This window comes from Streptomyces sp. NPDC034049, from assembly GCF_055575575.1.
Genome location: NZ_JBVISJ010000020.1, coordinates 1 through 14,805, shown reverse-complemented (window position 1 = coordinate 14,805; position 14,805 = coordinate 1). Strand labels below are relative to the sequence as shown.

Here is a 14,805-nt window from a genome sequence, read left to right as displayed (position 1 = left end):
ACCTTCCCTAGGGTCACTACGGGGGGTGGAAGCGCTTTCTGGCGGAAGAGGTGACCCACTCATGCCCCGAATCAGGACGAGGGAGTCCTGGAAACCCCGTGCGGCGGCCGCCGCGCTGGCGCTCTGCGCGCTGCTCACCGGCTGCTCGGGACCGGACGGGTCGGGCGGCGTCGGTGGCGAGGTCGTCCTGCGCTACACCTGGTGGGGCAACCCCGACCGGGCCGCCAGAACCCAGGTGGCCGTCGAACTCTTCGAGAGGAAGAACCCGGGGATCGACATACAGACCTCCTTCGCCGGCTACGAGGCGTACAAGCAGAAGCTCGCCACCCAGGCCGCCGGCGGCGACGCCCCGGACGTGATGCAGCTCGACTACCGGATGATCGACCAGTACGCCTCCGGGGGCGTGCTCCTGGACCTCACGGAACAGCGATCGGCCCTGGACACCGCCGAGTTCGAGCCGGGACTGCTCGCCACCGGCAAGGTCGACGGCAAGCAGTACGCCGTGCCGCAGGGCCGTGGCACCGAGACCATGGTCTACGACACCGAGAAGTGGAAGGCGGCCGGTCTCGCACCGCCCCGGGTCGGCTGGACCTGGAGCGAATGGGCCGACGCCATGCGGAAGGTGGCCGAGGAGACCGGAGAACCCGGTGGCACCGACCCCGGGCAGAGCGAGGACGCCTTCGAGATCTGGCTGCGCGGCCAGGGCAAGGCCCTCTACACCGAGGACCGCCGGCTCGGCTTCGACGCCGACGACCTGACCCGCTGGTGGACCTTCACCGACCGGCTCCGCCGCGAGGGCGCCGTTTCGCCCGCCGAACAGACCACCCAGCTCGACGGCACGGTCGAGAACACCCCGCTCGGCCGGGGCACCGCCGCCTCCGACGTCAACTGGGACGCGCCCGCGAGCGGTTACCTCGCCCTCGTCCCCGCCGGGATCTCCCTCGCCCCCATGCCGGGTGGTGAGGACGGCACGCCAGGCCAGTACTTCAAGCCCTCCATGTTCATGGGCGTGGCCGCCGACTCCGGCCACCCGGAGGAGTCCGCCCGGCTCGTCGACTTCCTGCTCAACGACGACGAGGCCGCGAAGATCCTCGGCGCCACCCGGGGCATCCCCGTCAACGAGTCGATCCGCGCGGACATCGCGGCCGACCTCAAGGACTTCGACAGGACGATCTACGAGTACCAGGCCACCGTCGAAGGGAAGCTCGACCCGCCGCCCCAGGCGCCCCCCTCGGGCGACAGCGCACTGCAGACCACCTTCCAGCGCGACTACGACCAGGTGTCCTACGAGCGGATGTCCCCCCGCGAGGCCGCCGAGAACTACCTCACCGAGGCGAAGGCGGAGCTGAGGTCATGACCACCACGCAACTGCCGACCACCGTACCCGGCAAGGGCGTTCCCCAGCCGGACCGGCCCGCCCGGCGCCGCCGGCGCGAGGGCGCGGCCTGGGTGTTCCTCTCCCCCTGGGTGCTCGGGGCCTGCGTCCTGACCCTGCTCCCCATGGCCGTCTCGCTCTACCTCTCCTTCACCGACTACGACCTCTTCAACGCCCCGAACTGGGTGGGCCTGCGCAACTACACCCAGATGTTCACCGAGGACCCCCGCTACTGGCGCTCGGTGGCGACGACCCTGCTGTACGTCGTCCTCGCCGTCCCGCTCCAACTGGCCCTCGCCCTCCTGGTCGCCCTGGCCCTGAAGAACATGAAGCGCGGCCGCGCCTTCTACCGCTCCGCCTTCTACGCCCCCTCGCTCCTCGGTGCCTCCATGTCCATCGCCCTGGTCTGGCGGGCGATCTTCAACGACGGCGGCACCGTCGACCACCTCCTCGGCACCGGCGGCTGGGTCAACCGTCCCGGCTGGGCCCTGCTCGCGGTCGCCCTGCTCACGGTGTGGCAGTTCGGCGCCCCGATGGTCATCTTCCTCGCCGGACTCCAGCAGATCCCGGGGGAGTTGTACGAGGCCGCCGAGGTGGACGGCGCGAGTGCCTGGCGCCGCTTCGTGTCGATCACGGTGCCGATGCTGTCGCCCGTGATCTTCTTCAACCTGGTCCTCCAGACCATCCAGGCCTTCCAGGTCTTCACCCCGGCCTTCGCGGTCAGCGCGGGCAAGGGCGGCCCCGCCGACTCCACCCTCTTCTACACGCTCTACCTCTACGACCGGGGCTTCGTCGCCTCCCACATGGGCTACGCCTCCGCCATGGCCTGGGTGCTGCTGCTCGCCATCGGCGCGGTCACCGCGATCCTGTTCCGCACGTCCCGCTCCTGGGTCTTCTACGCCTCCGAGGGGGACCGATGACCACCACCACGCCCTCGACGCCCGGAGTACGCAAGCCTGTTGCCTGGCGGCGCGTGGCCCTGCACGCCGGCTGCCTGGCCGCGCTCCTCGTCATGCTGTACCCGCTGGCCTGGCTCCTCGCGACCTCGGTGAAACCCGCGAACGAGGTCATCGCCAGCCTCGACCTGCTGCCGAGCCGGCTGGAATGGTCCAACTACGAGACCGCGCTCGACGGCGTCAACGACGTGTCGGTGGGGCGGCTGCTCGGCAACTCCCTGCTGATCGCCGGCGGCGCGGTCGTCGGGAACGTCCTGTCCTGCTCCCTGGCCGCGTACGCCTTCGCGCGGCTGCGCTTCCGCTTCCGGGGCCCGCTCTTCGCCTTCATGATCGCGACGATCATGCTGCCGCACCACGCGGTGCTGATCCCGCAGTACATCATCTTCAACCAGCTCGGCATGGTGAACACCTACTGGCCGCTGATCCTGCCGAAGTTCCTCGCCACCGAGGCCTTCTTCGTCTTCCTCATCGTGCAGTTCATGCGCGGACTGCCGAGGGAGCTGGAGGAGGCGGCCCGCATCGACGGCTGCGGACCGTTCCGGAGCTTCTTCTCGGTGATCCTGCCCCTCACCCGGCCCGCCCTCATCACCACCGCGATCTTCACCTTCATCTGGACCTGGAACGACTTCTTCACCCAGCTGATCTATCTCTTCTCGCCCGAGAAGTTCACGCTGACCCTGGCCCTCAGGTCGTTCGTGGACGCGTCGAGCACCTCGGCGTTCGGCCCGATGTTCGCGATGTCCGTCATCGCCCTCCTGCCGATCGTGCTGCTCTTCCTCGCCTTCCAGCGGTTCCTGGTGGAGGGCATGGCCAACTCCGGGATCAAGGGGTGAGCGCGCCGCGGACCGACCGGGAGCCGGGCGAGATCTTCGGCCCGCGGATGACGCTGTTCGCCGACGTGCTGAGCGTCGGTGTCGCCGTGGCGGTGGTGAGCCTTCCGCTGGTCACCCTGCCCGCCGCGCTCTCCACGGCCTGCGCGGTCCTGCGGGGAGTACGGGAGGACCGCCCGGTCACGGCCGCCCGGTTCCTCGGGGCGCTGCGCCGGCGACTGCGCCCCGGCGACCTGGCCGCCGGACTCCTGGCCCTCGCCGGCCTGGCCCTCGCCCTGGTCGATCTGGCCCTTGCCGGTGCCGGACTCCCCGGCGGCCGGGCCTTCGCCCTCCTCGTCGCCGCCGTCGGCACCTGCGCCGCCGTGATCGGGCTGCGTGCCTGCGCCCGCCCCGAGTCGGTCGGGGACTGGCCGGCGGCGGTGCGGGGAGCGGCCCGGGACGCGGTGCGCGATCCGGGCGGCAGCGCGCTGGTCGTCCTCGCGGTGGCGACGGCAGCGGCGAGCGCCTGGATGCTGCTGCCGCTCGTGTTCCTCGTACCGGGGCTGCTGGCGCTGGCGCTCACGGCCGTCGACGTACGCGGAAAAGGGGTCGCCGTACGGGAGGGCGTGTGATGGGCTGACCGTTCTCAGGGTCAAAGGGCCGACCCGTACGACGGGCTGACGCGCACGACGGGCCAGTGCCTCGGACTCCTGCCAAGGGGGGAACGCGACGGTGAACAGACGGCGGCGGAAGAAACTGTCGCACCGGCTGGTGTGGGCCGCGGCGGTCGGCGACACGGCCCGTGTCGACCGGCTGCTGCGCGCCGGAGCCCCCGCCGAGACGACGGACGCCGAGGGCACGACGCCCCTGTACGCGGCGGCCGTGCACGGGGCCGCCGACACGGTCCGCCGGCTGCTCGCGGCCGGGGCCGCGCCCGACACCGAGAGCGGACACGGCACGGAGGGCACCCCGCTGTGCGGCGCCGCGTGCTGGGGGCACACCGACGCGGTGCGCGCACTCCTCGCCCACGGCGCCGATCCCGACCTGCGCGAGGACCACGGCACGGGCCGCTCCCCGCTCGAGTGGGCGGCCACCGGTCCCTACCCCGAGACGACGGCCCTCCTGCTCGCGGCGGGGGCCCGGCCCGTACGGCCCGAGTAGGCCTCAGAAGGCGTACGGTCCGAACCGGCCCCAGGCCACCACGACCGCCAGGATCAGCACCACCAGACTCGGTGCCGTCTCCTTGGTCTCGCCGCGGCGGAGGTGGAAGACGACCGCGCCGAGCATCGTGACGGCGAGGCCGGTCGCCGCGAGCGGCACGAACACCGTGGCTATGTCGAGGACGGCCGGAAGGATCAGCCCGATGGCGCCCAGGCCCTCCAGCGCGCCGATGGTCTTGACCATGCCCGGCGAGAACGAGTCGACCCACGTCATCCCCGAGGCCGACAGCTTCTCCTTGGACTGGGTGGTCTTCATCAGGCCGGCGGCGAGGAAGCCGGCCGCGAGCAGGCTCGCGATGATCCAGAGGGTGACGTTCATGGCGCACTTCTTCCCATGCAGGAGGGTTGAGTTTGAGTTGAATATTCAAGAGAGGTGAGGGTTCAACGTAGGGTCGATCGACTTGAAGCGTCAAGTCATAGCCGGCTTGATCGGTGGCGGCTGCACGTAGAGTGGGCGCCATGGAGACACCGCAGCAGTCGCGTCCGCTGACGGACGAGGAGATGGAGACCTGGCACGCGCTGGCGGGCGTGATGGTCAGACTGCCGAGCGCGCTGGACGCGGACCTGCAGCGGGACGCGGGCGTCAGCCACGTCGAGTACGTGGTGATGGCGATGCTGTCGCAGACCGAGGGGCGCACCCTGCGGATGAGCGACCTGGCCGGGTACGTCGGTTCGTCGCTGTCCCGGCTCTCCCACCTCGTGAAGCGGCTGGAGAAGAGCGACTGGGTCCGCCGCGAGCCGGACCCCTCCGACGGGCGCTACACCCTGGCCGTCCTCACGGACGCCGGACACGCCAAGGTCGTCGAGAGCGCGCCGGGCCACGCCGACGCCGTACGCCGCTATGTGTTCGACGCGCTCACCAAGGCCCAGCAGCGGCAGTTGCGGGACATCGGGCGGCGCATCTGGCGGAGCGTCGCGCCCGACGACCACTGCCTGCCGCCGAGCTGACGGCCCGCCACCCCTCAGAGGCCGGCCGGCGGGCCGGTGGAGCCCCGGACCTCCAGCGTCGGCGTGGTCAGCACGACCTCGGCGGGGCGCGCCGGATCGGCGATGCGGTCCAGCAGGCGCTGCGCGGCGGTGCGGCCCACGTCGTGGCTGGCGTTGTCCACGGTGGTGAGCCAGAGGTGGCGCAGCCGGGAGACATAGGTGTTGTCGTAGCCGACGAGGGACAGGTCGCGCGGCACCCTCAGCCCCAGTTCCTCGGCGGCGGACAGGGCGCCCACGCAGGCCATGTCGTTGAACGCCACCACGGCGGTGGGGCGTTCGGGCAGGTTCAGCAGCCGCACCGTGGCCCGGTAGCCGCCCTCCTCCGTCAGGTCGCCCCGTTCGACGGCCGCCAGGTCGCTCAGCCCGTGCTCGCGCATCACCGTCTCGAAGCTGCGGCGGCGCAGCGCCCCGACCACACCGTCCCCCGCGATGTGCGCGATGCGCCGGTGACCGAGGCCGATGAGGTGCTCGGTGGCCAGCCGGGCGCCGTGCTGGTCGTCGCCCGCGACGACGTCCACCTGGGGGAGCGTGGGCTCGCGGGCGCCCGCCACCACCGTCGGGACGAGCCCTGCGGCCGTGCGCAGCGCCTCGGAGGGCGGCAGGGTGCCGACCGCGACCAGCCCGTCGACCCGCAGCTCGGTGAAGGTGCGGGTGAGGTCCTCGCCGAGCCGCCGGTTGAGATGGCCGTCGGCCAGCAGCATGCGCAGGCCGTTGTCGTGCAGTCGGGAGTTGAGACCGTCGAGCAGCTCGACGAACCAGGGGTTGCGCATGTCGTTGAGGAGGACGCCGACCGTACGGGTGCGGCGCTCGCTCAGGCTGCGCGCGGCGGCGTTCGGCCGGTAGCCCAGCTCGTCCACGGCGGCCAGTACCGCCTGCCGCTTCTCCTCGCGTACCTGCGCCGAGCCGCGCAGCACCAGCGAGACCAGTGACTTGGACACACCGGCCCGCTCGGCGACGTCACGGATCGTCGGGGTCGGGGGTCCGGGTCTCATGACCTGGACCGTTCCACAGCGGTGCGATCGTGTCAAAGGGCTTGACAGTCCAGAGGCATGCCCGCAGGGTGAGCGACATACGATTTTGGAACGGTCCAATGAAGGGCGGTCATGGTGAGTGGACTCGGTGTCGCCGTCGTGGGGTTCGGCTGGATGGGACGGGTGCACACCCAGGCGTACGCCCGCGTGCCCCACCACTTCCCGCAGCTCGGCCTGCGGCCCGAACTGGTCACCGTCGTCGAGGAGGTGCCAGGCCGCGCCGAGGAGGCGGCCCGGCAGTTCGGCTTCGCCACCACCGCCCGGGACTGGCGGGACGTGGCCGCCGACCCGCGGGTCCGGGCGGTCAGCATCACCGCGCCGAACTTCCTGCACCGGGAGATCGGCGTCGCCATGGCCGAGGCCGGCAAGCACATCTGGATCGAGAAGCCGGTCGGGCTCACCGCCGCCGACGCCCGCGCCGTCGCCGACGCGGTCGAGAAGGCCGGCGTCCAGGGCACCGTCGGTTTCAACTACCGCAACGCGCCCGCCGTGGAAGCCGCCCGCGAACTGATCGCCGCCGGCGAGATCGGCACCGTCACCCATGTCCGCATCCGCCTCTTCAGCGACTACGCCGCCCACCCCGAGGGCGCCCTGACCTGGCGGTACGAGCGGCAGCGCGGCGGCAGCGGGGTCCTCGGCGACCTCGCCTCCCACGGGGTCGACCTGGCCCGCTTCCTGCTCGGCGACATCGCCTCCCTCATCGCCGACACCGCGATCTTCGTCCCCGAGCGGGCCCGCCCCGCCGGCGCCACCGCCGGCCACACCCGCGCCTCGGGCGGCGAACTCGGCCCCGTCGAGAACGAGGACTACGTCAACTGCCTGCTCCGCTTCGCCTCCGGCGCCCGGGGCGTCCTGGAGGCCTGCCGGGTCTCCGTCGGTGAGCAGAACAACTACGGCTTCGAGATCCACGGCACCGAGGGCGCGCTCTTCTGGGACTTCCGCCGCATGGGCGAACTGGGCGTCAGCAAGGGGGACGCCTACCAGGACCAGTCCGTCCACACCCTCTACGTCGGCCCCGGCCACGGCGCCTACTCCGCCTTCCAGCCGGGCTCCGCCAACGCCATGGGCTACGACGACCTCAAGGTGATCGAGGCGTACAACTTCCTCAGCTCCATCGCCGACGGCACCCCGCACGGCACCACCCTCGCCGACGCCGTGCGCAGCGCCACCGCGCTGGACGCGATGAGCCGCTCCGCCGAGGCAGGGGCATGGGTGCACCTCTGAGGGCCGGAGGACCGCCCGCCGGCCTCGAACTCCCCTCGCCCGGACGTCAGTTGCGGACGAGCAGCTGGAAGTCGAAGGAGTAGCGCGAGGCCCGGTAGATGTGGGTGCCGTACTCGACGGCGCGCCCGGTGTCGTCGTACGCCGTGCGCTGCATCGTGAGCACCGCGGCACCCGCCGGCTCGCCGAGCCGGTCGGCCTCCTCGGGCGTCGCGATGCGGGCGCCGACGCTCTGGTGGGCGCTGTGCAGGGTGATCCCGGCGTTGCGCATCATCCGGTACAGGCCCGTCGACTCCAGGCGCTCGGTGTCCAGGTCCAGCAGCCCGGCCGGGACGAAGTTGGACAGGAGCGCGACCGGCTGCCCGTGGGTGAGGCGCAGCCGTTCGAAGAGGTGGACCTCGGCGCCCTCGGCGATGCCCAGGGCGGCCGCGACCTCGGCGGAGGACTGGCGGAGCTCGCTCAGCACCACCACGGTCGTGGGCTGCTGACCGGCCGCCTCCAGGTCGTCGTACAGGCTGCTCAGCTCCAGCGGCCGTTTGACCTGGCTGTGCACCACCTGCGTGCCGACGCCCCGGCGGCGTACGAGCAGGCCCTTGTCGACGAGCGACTGGATGGCCTGCCGTACGGTCGGCCGGGACAGGCCGAGACGGCCGGCGAGCTCGATCTCGTTGCCCAGGAGGCTGCCCGGCCCGAGCGCACCGTGCTCGATCGCCGACTCCAGCTGCCGGGCCAGCTGGTAGTACAGCGGCACCGGGCTGCTCCGGTCGACACTGAGGTCGAGACTCTCTGTACTCCCCGTAGTCGCGCTGGTCACGCCCATGAGGGTATCCGTCCGTCCGCATGACAGGAACCCCTGTCATCGCATTGTCCTGACAAGCCCGGCGCACGGCGCCGGGCTCGGGCCTTGCGGTGACCGGCCGTCAGAGGTGGCGGCGCTGGTTGGCCACCTCGCGGTCGTACGCCGTGCGCGCCTCGACGGCCGCCGGCCGGGAGGCGGTCTCCGCGACCGGCACGTCCCACCAGGCCTCCGCCGGGGGAGCGGTGGGCGTCGGGTCGGTCTCGACGTAGACACAGGTGGGCCGGTCCGAGGCGCGGGCCGCGGCCAGCGCGTCGCGCAGCTCCTTCACGGTCTTCGCGCGGATGACGTCCATGCCGAGGCTGGCCGCGTTGGCGGCGAGGTCCACCGGGAGCGGGGCGCCGGAGAAGGTGCCGTCGGCGGCGCGGTAGCGGTAGGCGGTGCCGAAGCGCTCGCCGCCGACCGACTCGGAGAGGCCGCCGATGGAGGCGTAGCCGTGGTTCTGGATGAGGACCAGGTTGACCGGCAGCCCCTCCTGGACGGCCGTCACGATCTCCGTCGGCATCATCAGATAGGTGCCGTCCCCGACCAGCGACCAGACGGCCGTGCCGGGCGCCGCCTGCTGCACACCGATCCCGGCGGGGATCTCGTAGCCCATGCAGGAGTAGCCGTACTCCAGGTGGTACTGGCGGGGGCTGCGGGCCCGCCACAGCTTGTGCAGGTCGCCGGGGAGCGAACCGGCCGCGTTGATGACCACGTCCTCGTCCCCGACGACCGAGTCCAGGGCACCGAGCACCTGGGTCTGGGTGGGCACGGCGTGCTCGTCGGCCACGCCGTAGGCGGCCTCGACGACCTGCTCCCAGCGCTCCTTGCCGGCCCGGTACTCGGCCTCGTACGCCTCGTCCACCCGGTGCCCGTCCAGCGCCTCGGTGAGCGCCGTGAGTCCGGCCCGCGCGTCGCAGACCACCGTCCGGGCGGCCAGCTTGTGGGCGTCGAACGCGGCGATGTTGAGGTTGACGAAACGGACGTCCGGGCGCTGGAAGAGGGTGTTCGAGGCGGTGGTGAAGTCCGTGTAGCGGGTGCCGACGCCGACGATCAGGTCGGCGGTGCGGGCGATGTCGTCGCAGACGGCCGTGCCGGTGTGCCCGATGCCGCCGAGGTCGGCGGGGTGGTCGTGGCGCAGGGAGCCCTTGCCCGCCTGGGTGGACGCGACCGGGATGCCCGTGGCGTCGACCAGGGCCTTCAGCGCCTCCTCGGCCTCGCTGTGGTGCACGCCGCCGCCCGCGACGATCAGCGGCCGCCGCGCTGCACGGATCGCCCGCACCGCCTCCGCCAGCTCCACCGGGTCGGCCTCGGGACGCCGTACGCGCCACACGCGCTCGGCGAAGAACTCCTCCGGCCAGTCGTACGCCTCCGCCTGCACGTCCTGCGGCAGGGCGAGGGTGACGGCGCCGGTGTCGACCGGGTCGGCGAGGACCCGCATGGCGTTCAGGGCGGCCGGGATCAGCGCCTCGGGGCGGGTGATCCGGTCGAAGTGGCGGGAGACCGGGCGCAGGGTGTCGTTGACCGAGACGTCGGCCTCGGTGGGGTGCTCCAGCTGCTGGAGCAGCGGGTCGGCGGTGCGGGTGGCGAAGTAGTCGCCGGGCAGCAGGAGGACGGGGAGGCGGTTGATGGTGGCGAGGGCGGCACCGGTGACCAGGTTGGTGGCGCCGGGCCCGATGGAGGTGGTGACCGCCTGCGCGGAGAGCCGGTTCAGCTGGCGGGCGTACCCGACGGCCGCGTGCACCATGGACTGCTCGTTGCGGCCCTGGTGGAACGGCATCGTCTCCTCACCGGCCTCAAGCAGCGCCTGGCCCAGCCCCGCGACGTTGCCGTGGCCGAAGATGCCCCAGGTGCCGGCGATCAGCCGGTGGCGCACACCGTCGCGCTCGGTGTACTGCGCGGACAGGAACCGCACCAGCGCCTGGGCGACGGTCAGACGGCGGGTGGGGGACTGGGACATCGGGACCTCACGGGTTGGGGTGGTGGTGGGTTGGTGTGCGGGGCGGGCTCAGAGCAGTCCGACCGCCGTGTCGACCGCGGTCTCCACGTCGCCCTCGGCGGGGTAGAGCAGGGAGCGGCCGACGACCAGGCCCTGGACGGTGGGCAGCCGCAGGGCCTTGCGCCACTTCTCGTACGCGCCCTCCTGATCCTTGCCCACTTCGCCGCCCAGCAGCACGGTCGGCAGGGTGGACGTCTCCAGCACCTCGCCCATCGCGTCGGGGTCGTCGGTGACGGGCAGCTTCAGCCAGGTGTACGCGGAGGTGCCGCCGAGCCCGGCCGCGATGGCGATGGAACGGGTCACGGCCTCGGCACTCAGGTCGTTGCGGACCTTTCCGTCCACCCGGCGGGAGAGGAACGGCTCGACGAACAGTGGCAGTCGGCGCGCCGCCATGTCGTCGACCGCCCGGGCCGTGGAGTACAGGGTGCGCAGGGAGCCGGGGTCGTCGTGGTCGATGCGCAGCAGGAGTTTGCCGGCGTCGAAACGGAGCCGCTCGATGTCCTCGGGACGGTGGCCGGTGAAGCGGTCGTCCATCTCGAACGAGGCGCCGGCGAGCCCGCCGCGGTTCAGGGAGCCCATGACGACCTTGCCTTCCAGGGCGCCCAGGAGCAGCAGGTCCTCCAGGATGTCGGCGGTGGCGAGCACACCGTCCACGCCGGGGCGGGACAGGGCCGTGCAGAGCCGTTCCAGGAGGTCGGCGCGGTCGGCCATGGCGAGGGGGCGGTCGCCGACGCGGAGTGCCCCGCGGGCGGGGTGGTCGGCGGCGACGATCATCAGACGGCCGGTGTCGCCGATGAGGGGGCGGCGGGAGCGGCGCGCGGCGGCGTCGGCTACGGATTCGGGGTGTCGGGCGCGGAGGGTGGGGAGGTCGGGGATGCGGATGCTCACGTGGGGCTCCGGGGGTGTCGGGGGCGGGAGCGGGGGCGGGGGACGGGGTGGCTGGTTGGGGTGCGTCGCCGGGTGCGGGTGGGTGGGGCTTCTCGCGCAGTTCCCCGCGCCCCTGAAAAGCAGGGGCTGCGCCCCGGGCTTTTCGGGCCCGCAGGGCCGTGGTCTTTCAGGCCCGCGGGGGCCTGGTCGTTGGGGGCGCGGGGAACTGCGCGAGAAGCCCCACCGGAGCCGCACCCGACAACGCACCTGACCGCCCCCTCACCCGAAGACCTCAGCCCCCACCGCTCAACAACTCCTCCACCTCCCCTTCCGTCGGCATCGCCGAAGAACAGGCAAGACGCGACGCCACGATCGCCCCCGCCGCGTTCGCGTGGCGCATCATCCGTTCCAGGTCCCAGCCCCGCAGCAGCCCGTGGCAGAGCGACCCCCCGAACGCGTCCCCCGCGCCCAGCCCGTTCACCACCTCCACCGGCACCGGCGGCACTTCCGCCACCGTGCCGTCGCGGTGGACGGCGAGGACGCCCTTGGGGCCCTGCTTCACGACGGCCAGTTCCACGCCCGCCTCCAGCAACGCCTCCGCACACGCCCGCGGCTCCCTTACGCCCGTCGCCACCTCGCACTCGTCGAGGTTGCCGACGGCCACCGTGGCGTGCCGCAGCGCCTCGGCGTAGTACGGCCGGGCCGTCTCGGGGTCGTCCCAGAACATGGGCCGCCAGTCGAGGTCGAAGACGGTGATGCCGGACCGGCCACGGGCCTTGAGCGCGGCGAGCGTCGCCGAGCGGCTCGGCTCCTCGCTCAGGCCGGTGCCGGTGATCCAGAAGACTCGGGCCGCGCGGATGGCGAAGCAGTCCAGCTCGTCGGTGCGGATCTCCAGGTCGGGGGCCTTCGGGCGGCGGTAGAAGTAGAGCGGGAAATCGTCCGGCGGGAAGATCTCGCAGAACGTGACCGGGGTCGGGTACTGGGCGACGGGCGTGACGAACCGGTCGTCGACGCCGAACTCCTTGAGCGCCTCGTGCAGGAACGTGCCGAACGGGTCGTCGCCGGTCCGGGTGATCACCGCGGTCGCGTTGCCGAGCCGTGCGGCGGCCACCGCGACGTTGGCGGCCGACCCGCCGAGGAACTTTCCGAAGGACTCGACACGCGCGAGGGGGACGCCGGTCTGCAACGGATAGAGATCGATTCCGATACGACCCATCGTGATCAGATCGAAGGACTCGGCGGACTCGGGCATGCGCGTCGCTCCTCGGGTGGGGGGATGCGGGCCACCGGAGACCTGCGGCGCGCGCGGATGCGAGTGCTCGGGTCCGGATGTATCCCAGGTTTAGGACCCGAACCGACCCTGTGTCAATAGTTTGTACTGACATCCTGACCTGCTCGTGAAATGATGTCTTAACAAAGTCTTGACAGGGGGGTCCGTCAGGGGTTTGTATCCCGTCCCAACGAAACAGCGCAGTCGGCCAACCGGCACAATGATCCGGACTTCGAACGTCCGGGCCCGCGCGGGCAGTCCGCCCGACGCTGTCCCGTTCCCTTTCCCCCTGTCGCACAGTGAGGTGCAGGAAAGATGGACCGCACGTACTCCCGCTCGCGCAGAGTGGCCCCCTTCATCGCCATGGCGGCGGCTTCCGCGCTGCTGATAGCCGGCTGCTCCAGCGACTCCGGCGGGAAGAAGGCCGAGGAGGGCGGGTCGAACGCCTCCGCGGGCAAGGCCGACACCCCCCAGATGACGGTCGCGATGGTGACCCACGCGGGACAGGGTGACACCTTCTGGGACATCGTCCGCAAGGGCGCACAGACGGCCGCCGACAAGGACAACGTCAAGCTCGTCTACTCGAACGACCCGAACGCGGCCAACCAGGCCAACCTGGTCCAGAACGCGATCGACCAGAAGGTCGACGGCATCGCCGTCACCCTCGCCAAGCCGGACGCGATGAAGGACGTCATCGCCAAGGCGGAGAAGGCCGGCATCCCCGTCGTGGGCCTCAACTCCGGCATGGACGTGTGGCAGGAGCAGGGCCTCCTGTCCTTCTTCGGTCAGGACGAGACCGTCTCCGGCGAGGCCTTCGGCAAGAAGCTCAACGAGACCGGCGCCAAGCACGCGGTCTGCGTCATCCACGAGCAGGGCAACGTCTCGCTGGAGGCGCGCTGCGCCGGCGTGAAGAAGACGTTCAAGGGCAAGACCGAGAACCTCTACGTCAACGGCACGGACATGCCGTCGGTGAAGTCGACCGTCACGGCGAAGCTCAAGCAGGACACCTCGATCGACGAGGTCGTCACGCTCGGCGCCCCGATCGCCCTGACCTCCGTGCAGTCCGTGGACGACGCGGGCAGCAAGGCGAAGGTCGCGACGTTCGACCTGAACAAGGAGCTGACGGACGCGATCAAGGCGGGTGACATCGAGTTCGCGGTGGACCAGCAGCCGTACCTCCAGGGCTACCTGGCGGTGGACTCGCTGTGGCTCTACAAGAACAACGGCAACTACAGCGGCGGTGGCGAGGAGCCGGTGCTGACCGGTCCCGCGTTCGTGGACAAGGACAACGTCGACACGATCGCCAAGTTCGCCGCGAAGGGCAACCGGTGATCTGATCATGACCCAAGCAACGGCACCGGCGACGGGTTCCTCCTCGTCGCCGGCTCCGCCGGCCGCCCAGAAGGACGGCCGTACCGCACAGCGTTCCCTGGGCCGGCGGCTGCTGGCCCGCCCCGAGGTCGGCGCGCTGATCGCCGCGATCGGCGTGTATGTGTTCTTCTTCGCCGTCGCGCCCTCCTTCCGGGAGGCCGGTTCGCTGGCGACCGTGCTCTACCAGGCCTCCGTGATGGGCATCATGGCCCTGCCGGTGGCGCTGCTGATGATCGGCGGCGAGTTCGACCTGTCCGCCGGTGTCGCGGTGACCACCTCCGCCCTGACGGCCGCCATCCTCAGCTTCCAGCTGACGGTGAACGTATGGACCGGTGTCCTGGTCGCCCTGGTCGTGTCGTTGGCGGTGGGGGCCTTCAACGGCTGGCTGCTGATCAAGACCGGTCTGCCCAGCTTCCTGGTCACCCTCGGCTCGTTCCTGATCCTCCAGGGCTCCAACCTGGCCGTGACGAAGATCTTCACCGGTAACGTCGCCAGTGACTCGATCGCCGACATGGACGGCTTCGACCAGGCCAAGAGCATCTTCGCCTCCGAGATCACCATCGGCGGCGTCGACTTCAAGATCACGATCTTCTACTGGCTGGTCTTCGCCGCGATCGCGACCTGGCTGCTGCTGCGCACCAAGTTCGGCAACTGGATCTTCGCGGTCGGCGGCAACAAGGACAGTGCGCGGGCCGTCGGCGTGCCCGTGAACTTCACCAAGGTCGCGCTCTTCATGGGCGTGGGCGCCGGCGCCTGGTTCGTGGGCATGCACCTGCTGTTCTCGTTCAACACGGTGCAGTCCAACGAGGGCGTGGGCAACGAGTTCCTGTACATCATCGCCGCGGTGATCGGCGGCTGTCT

General features: G+C 71.2%; 15 protein-coding genes. 9 read left to right on the top strand and 6 right to left on the bottom strand.

The genetic code is table 11. The features are described 5' to 3' along the window. Nucleotides 1–61 precede the first annotated feature (61 nt). The 5 genes from ACZ52C_RS37450 (at nucleotide 62) to ACZ52C_RS37430 (ending at nucleotide 4,301) form a co-directional block, all read left to right on the top strand. Nucleotides 62–1,357, top strand: coding sequence for an ABC transporter substrate-binding protein (locus tag ACZ52C_RS37450; protein ID WP_469079000.1), 1,296 nt, complete (start codon nucleotides 62–64; stop codon nucleotides 1,355–1,357). Continuing rightward, nucleotides 1,354–2,295: a carbohydrate ABC transporter permease gene (locus tag ACZ52C_RS37445; protein ID WP_237313061.1), complete on the top strand. Its 942-nt coding sequence runs from the start codon at nucleotides 1,354–1,356 to the stop codon at nucleotides 2,293–2,295. The genes ACZ52C_RS37450 and ACZ52C_RS37445 overlap by 4 nt, the downstream gene beginning before the upstream one ends. Next, nucleotides 2,292–3,164 (top strand): carbohydrate ABC transporter permease, encoded by an 873-nt coding sequence (locus ACZ52C_RS37440; RefSeq protein WP_469078999.1) that lies wholly within the window; start codon nucleotides 2,292–2,294, stop codon nucleotides 3,162–3,164. The genes ACZ52C_RS37445 and ACZ52C_RS37440 overlap by 4 nt, the downstream gene beginning before the upstream one ends. Further along, entirely contained in the window at nucleotides 3,161–3,772 is a 612-nt protein-coding gene (locus ACZ52C_RS37435; RefSeq protein ID WP_469078998.1) for a hypothetical protein, read from the top strand. The genes ACZ52C_RS37440 and ACZ52C_RS37435 overlap by 4 nt, the downstream gene beginning before the upstream one ends. A gap of 100 nt (nucleotides 3,773–3,872) precedes the next feature. Further along, the gene (locus ACZ52C_RS37430) at nucleotides 3,873–4,301 is read left to right on the top strand and encodes an ankyrin repeat domain-containing protein (RefSeq protein ID WP_469078997.1); all 429 of its coding nucleotides are present in this window, start codon (nucleotides 3,873–3,875) and stop codon (nucleotides 4,299–4,301) included. Nucleotides 4,302–4,304: 3 nt separating this feature from the next. On the opposite strand, the gene ACZ52C_RS37425 is transcribed toward ACZ52C_RS37430, so the two are convergent. Further along, entirely contained in the window at nucleotides 4,305–4,679 is a 375-nt protein-coding gene (locus ACZ52C_RS37425; protein WP_469078996.1) for a DoxX family protein, read from the bottom strand. A gap of 140 nt (nucleotides 4,680–4,819) precedes the next feature. Here ACZ52C_RS37425 and ACZ52C_RS37420 point away from each other — a divergent pair, with 140 nt between their 5' ends. Next, a complete protein-coding gene (locus tag ACZ52C_RS37420) occupies nucleotides 4,820–5,308 on the top strand; it encodes a MarR family winged helix-turn-helix transcriptional regulator (RefSeq protein WP_469078995.1) in 489 nt (162 codons plus the stop codon). A 14-nt stretch (nucleotides 5,309–5,322) separates the two neighbouring features. Here the strand turns inward: ACZ52C_RS37420 and ACZ52C_RS37415 are convergent, their stop codons facing one another. Further along, nucleotides 5,323–6,339 carry a LacI family DNA-binding transcriptional regulator gene (locus ACZ52C_RS37415; protein WP_469078994.1) on the bottom strand — a complete coding sequence of 339 codons (1,017 nt, stop codon included), beginning with the start codon at nucleotides 6,337–6,339 and terminating at the stop codon, nucleotides 5,323–5,325. A gap of 111 nt (nucleotides 6,340–6,450) precedes the next feature. Between ACZ52C_RS37415 and ACZ52C_RS37410 the strand changes: the two genes are divergently transcribed. Beyond that, nucleotides 6,451–7,602: a Gfo/Idh/MocA family protein gene (locus ACZ52C_RS37410; RefSeq protein ID WP_469078993.1), complete on the top strand. Its 1,152-nt coding sequence runs from the start codon at nucleotides 6,451–6,453 to the stop codon at nucleotides 7,600–7,602. Between the two features lie 46 nt (nucleotides 7,603–7,648). Here ACZ52C_RS37410 and ACZ52C_RS37405 read toward each other — a convergent pair whose 3' ends face one another. The 4 genes from ACZ52C_RS37405 to iolC form a co-directional block, all read right to left on the bottom strand. Continuing rightward, nucleotides 7,649–8,419 carry a GntR family transcriptional regulator gene (locus ACZ52C_RS37405; RefSeq protein WP_469078992.1) on the bottom strand — a complete coding sequence of 257 codons (771 nt, stop codon included), beginning with the start codon at nucleotides 8,417–8,419 and terminating at the stop codon, nucleotides 7,649–7,651. A 100-nt stretch (nucleotides 8,420–8,519) separates the two neighbouring features. Then, nucleotides 8,520–10,397, bottom strand: a complete 1,878-nt coding sequence (iolD, locus tag ACZ52C_RS37400; protein ID WP_469078991.1) for a 3D-(3,5/4)-trihydroxycyclohexane-1,2-dione acylhydrolase (decyclizing) — start codon at nucleotides 10,395–10,397, stop codon at nucleotides 8,520–8,522. A 48-nt stretch (nucleotides 10,398–10,445) separates the two neighbouring features. Continuing rightward, a complete protein-coding gene (locus tag ACZ52C_RS37395; RefSeq protein WP_469078990.1) occupies nucleotides 10,446–11,324 on the bottom strand; it encodes a Cgl0159 family (beta/alpha)8-fold protein in 879 nt (292 codons plus the stop codon). A gap of 271 nt (nucleotides 11,325–11,595) precedes the next feature. Then, the gene (gene iolC / locus ACZ52C_RS37390) at nucleotides 11,596–12,555 is read right to left on the bottom strand and encodes a 5-dehydro-2-deoxygluconokinase (protein WP_469078989.1); all 960 of its coding nucleotides are present in this window, start codon (nucleotides 12,553–12,555) and stop codon (nucleotides 11,596–11,598) included. A 333-nt stretch (nucleotides 12,556–12,888) separates the two neighbouring features. Here iolC and ACZ52C_RS37385 point away from each other — a divergent pair, with 333 nt between their 5' ends. Together ACZ52C_RS37385 and ACZ52C_RS37380 are read left to right on the top strand one after the other, a co-directional pair. Beyond that, a complete protein-coding gene (locus ACZ52C_RS37385) occupies nucleotides 12,889–13,905 on the top strand; it encodes a sugar ABC transporter substrate-binding protein (protein WP_469078988.1) in 1,017 nt (338 codons plus the stop codon). 7 nt (nucleotides 13,906–13,912) lie between these two features. After that, nucleotides 13,913–14,805, top strand: an 893-nt coding sequence (locus ACZ52C_RS37380; RefSeq protein WP_469078987.1) for an ABC transporter permease, incomplete at its 3' end; no start/stop codon positions are given.

What these genes read in the sequence shown, in the direction of transcription:
- ACZ52C_RS37450 (WP_469079000.1), top strand. Translation starts at nt 62, where the DNA reads ATGCCCCGAATCAGGACGAGGGAGTCCTGGAAACCCCGTGCGGCGGCC.
- ACZ52C_RS37445 (WP_237313061.1), top strand. Translation starts at nt 1,354, where the DNA reads ATGACCACCACGCAACTGCCGACCACCGTACCCGGCAAGGGCGTTCCC.
- ACZ52C_RS37440 (WP_469078999.1), top strand. Translation starts at nt 2,292, where the DNA reads ATGACCACCACCACGCCCTCGACGCCCGGAGTACGCAAGCCTGTTGCC.
- ACZ52C_RS37425 (WP_469078996.1), bottom strand. Translation starts at nt 4,679, where the DNA reads ATGAACGTCACCCTCTGGATCATCGCGAGCCTGCTCGCGGCCGGCTTC.
- ACZ52C_RS37420 (WP_469078995.1), top strand. Translation starts at nt 4,820, where the DNA reads ATGGAGACACCGCAGCAGTCGCGTCCGCTGACGGACGAGGAGATGGAG.
- ACZ52C_RS37415 (WP_469078994.1), bottom strand. Translation starts at nt 6,339, where the DNA reads ATGAGACCCGGACCCCCGACCCCGACGATCCGTGACGTCGCCGAGCGG.
- ACZ52C_RS37410 (WP_469078993.1), top strand. Translation starts at nt 6,451, where the DNA reads ATGGTGAGTGGACTCGGTGTCGCCGTCGTGGGGTTCGGCTGGATGGGA.
- ACZ52C_RS37405 (WP_469078992.1), bottom strand. Translation starts at nt 8,419, where the DNA reads ATGGGCGTGACCAGCGCGACTACGGGGAGTACAGAGAGTCTCGACCTC.
- iolD (WP_469078991.1), bottom strand. Translation starts at nt 10,397, where the DNA reads ATGTCCCAGTCCCCCACCCGCCGTCTGACCGTCGCCCAGGCGCTGGTG.
- iolC (WP_469078989.1), bottom strand. Translation starts at nt 12,555, where the DNA reads ATGCCCGAGTCCGCCGAGTCCTTCGATCTGATCACGATGGGTCGTATC.
- ACZ52C_RS37385 (WP_469078988.1), top strand. Translation starts at nt 12,889, where the DNA reads ATGGACCGCACGTACTCCCGCTCGCGCAGAGTGGCCCCCTTCATCGCC.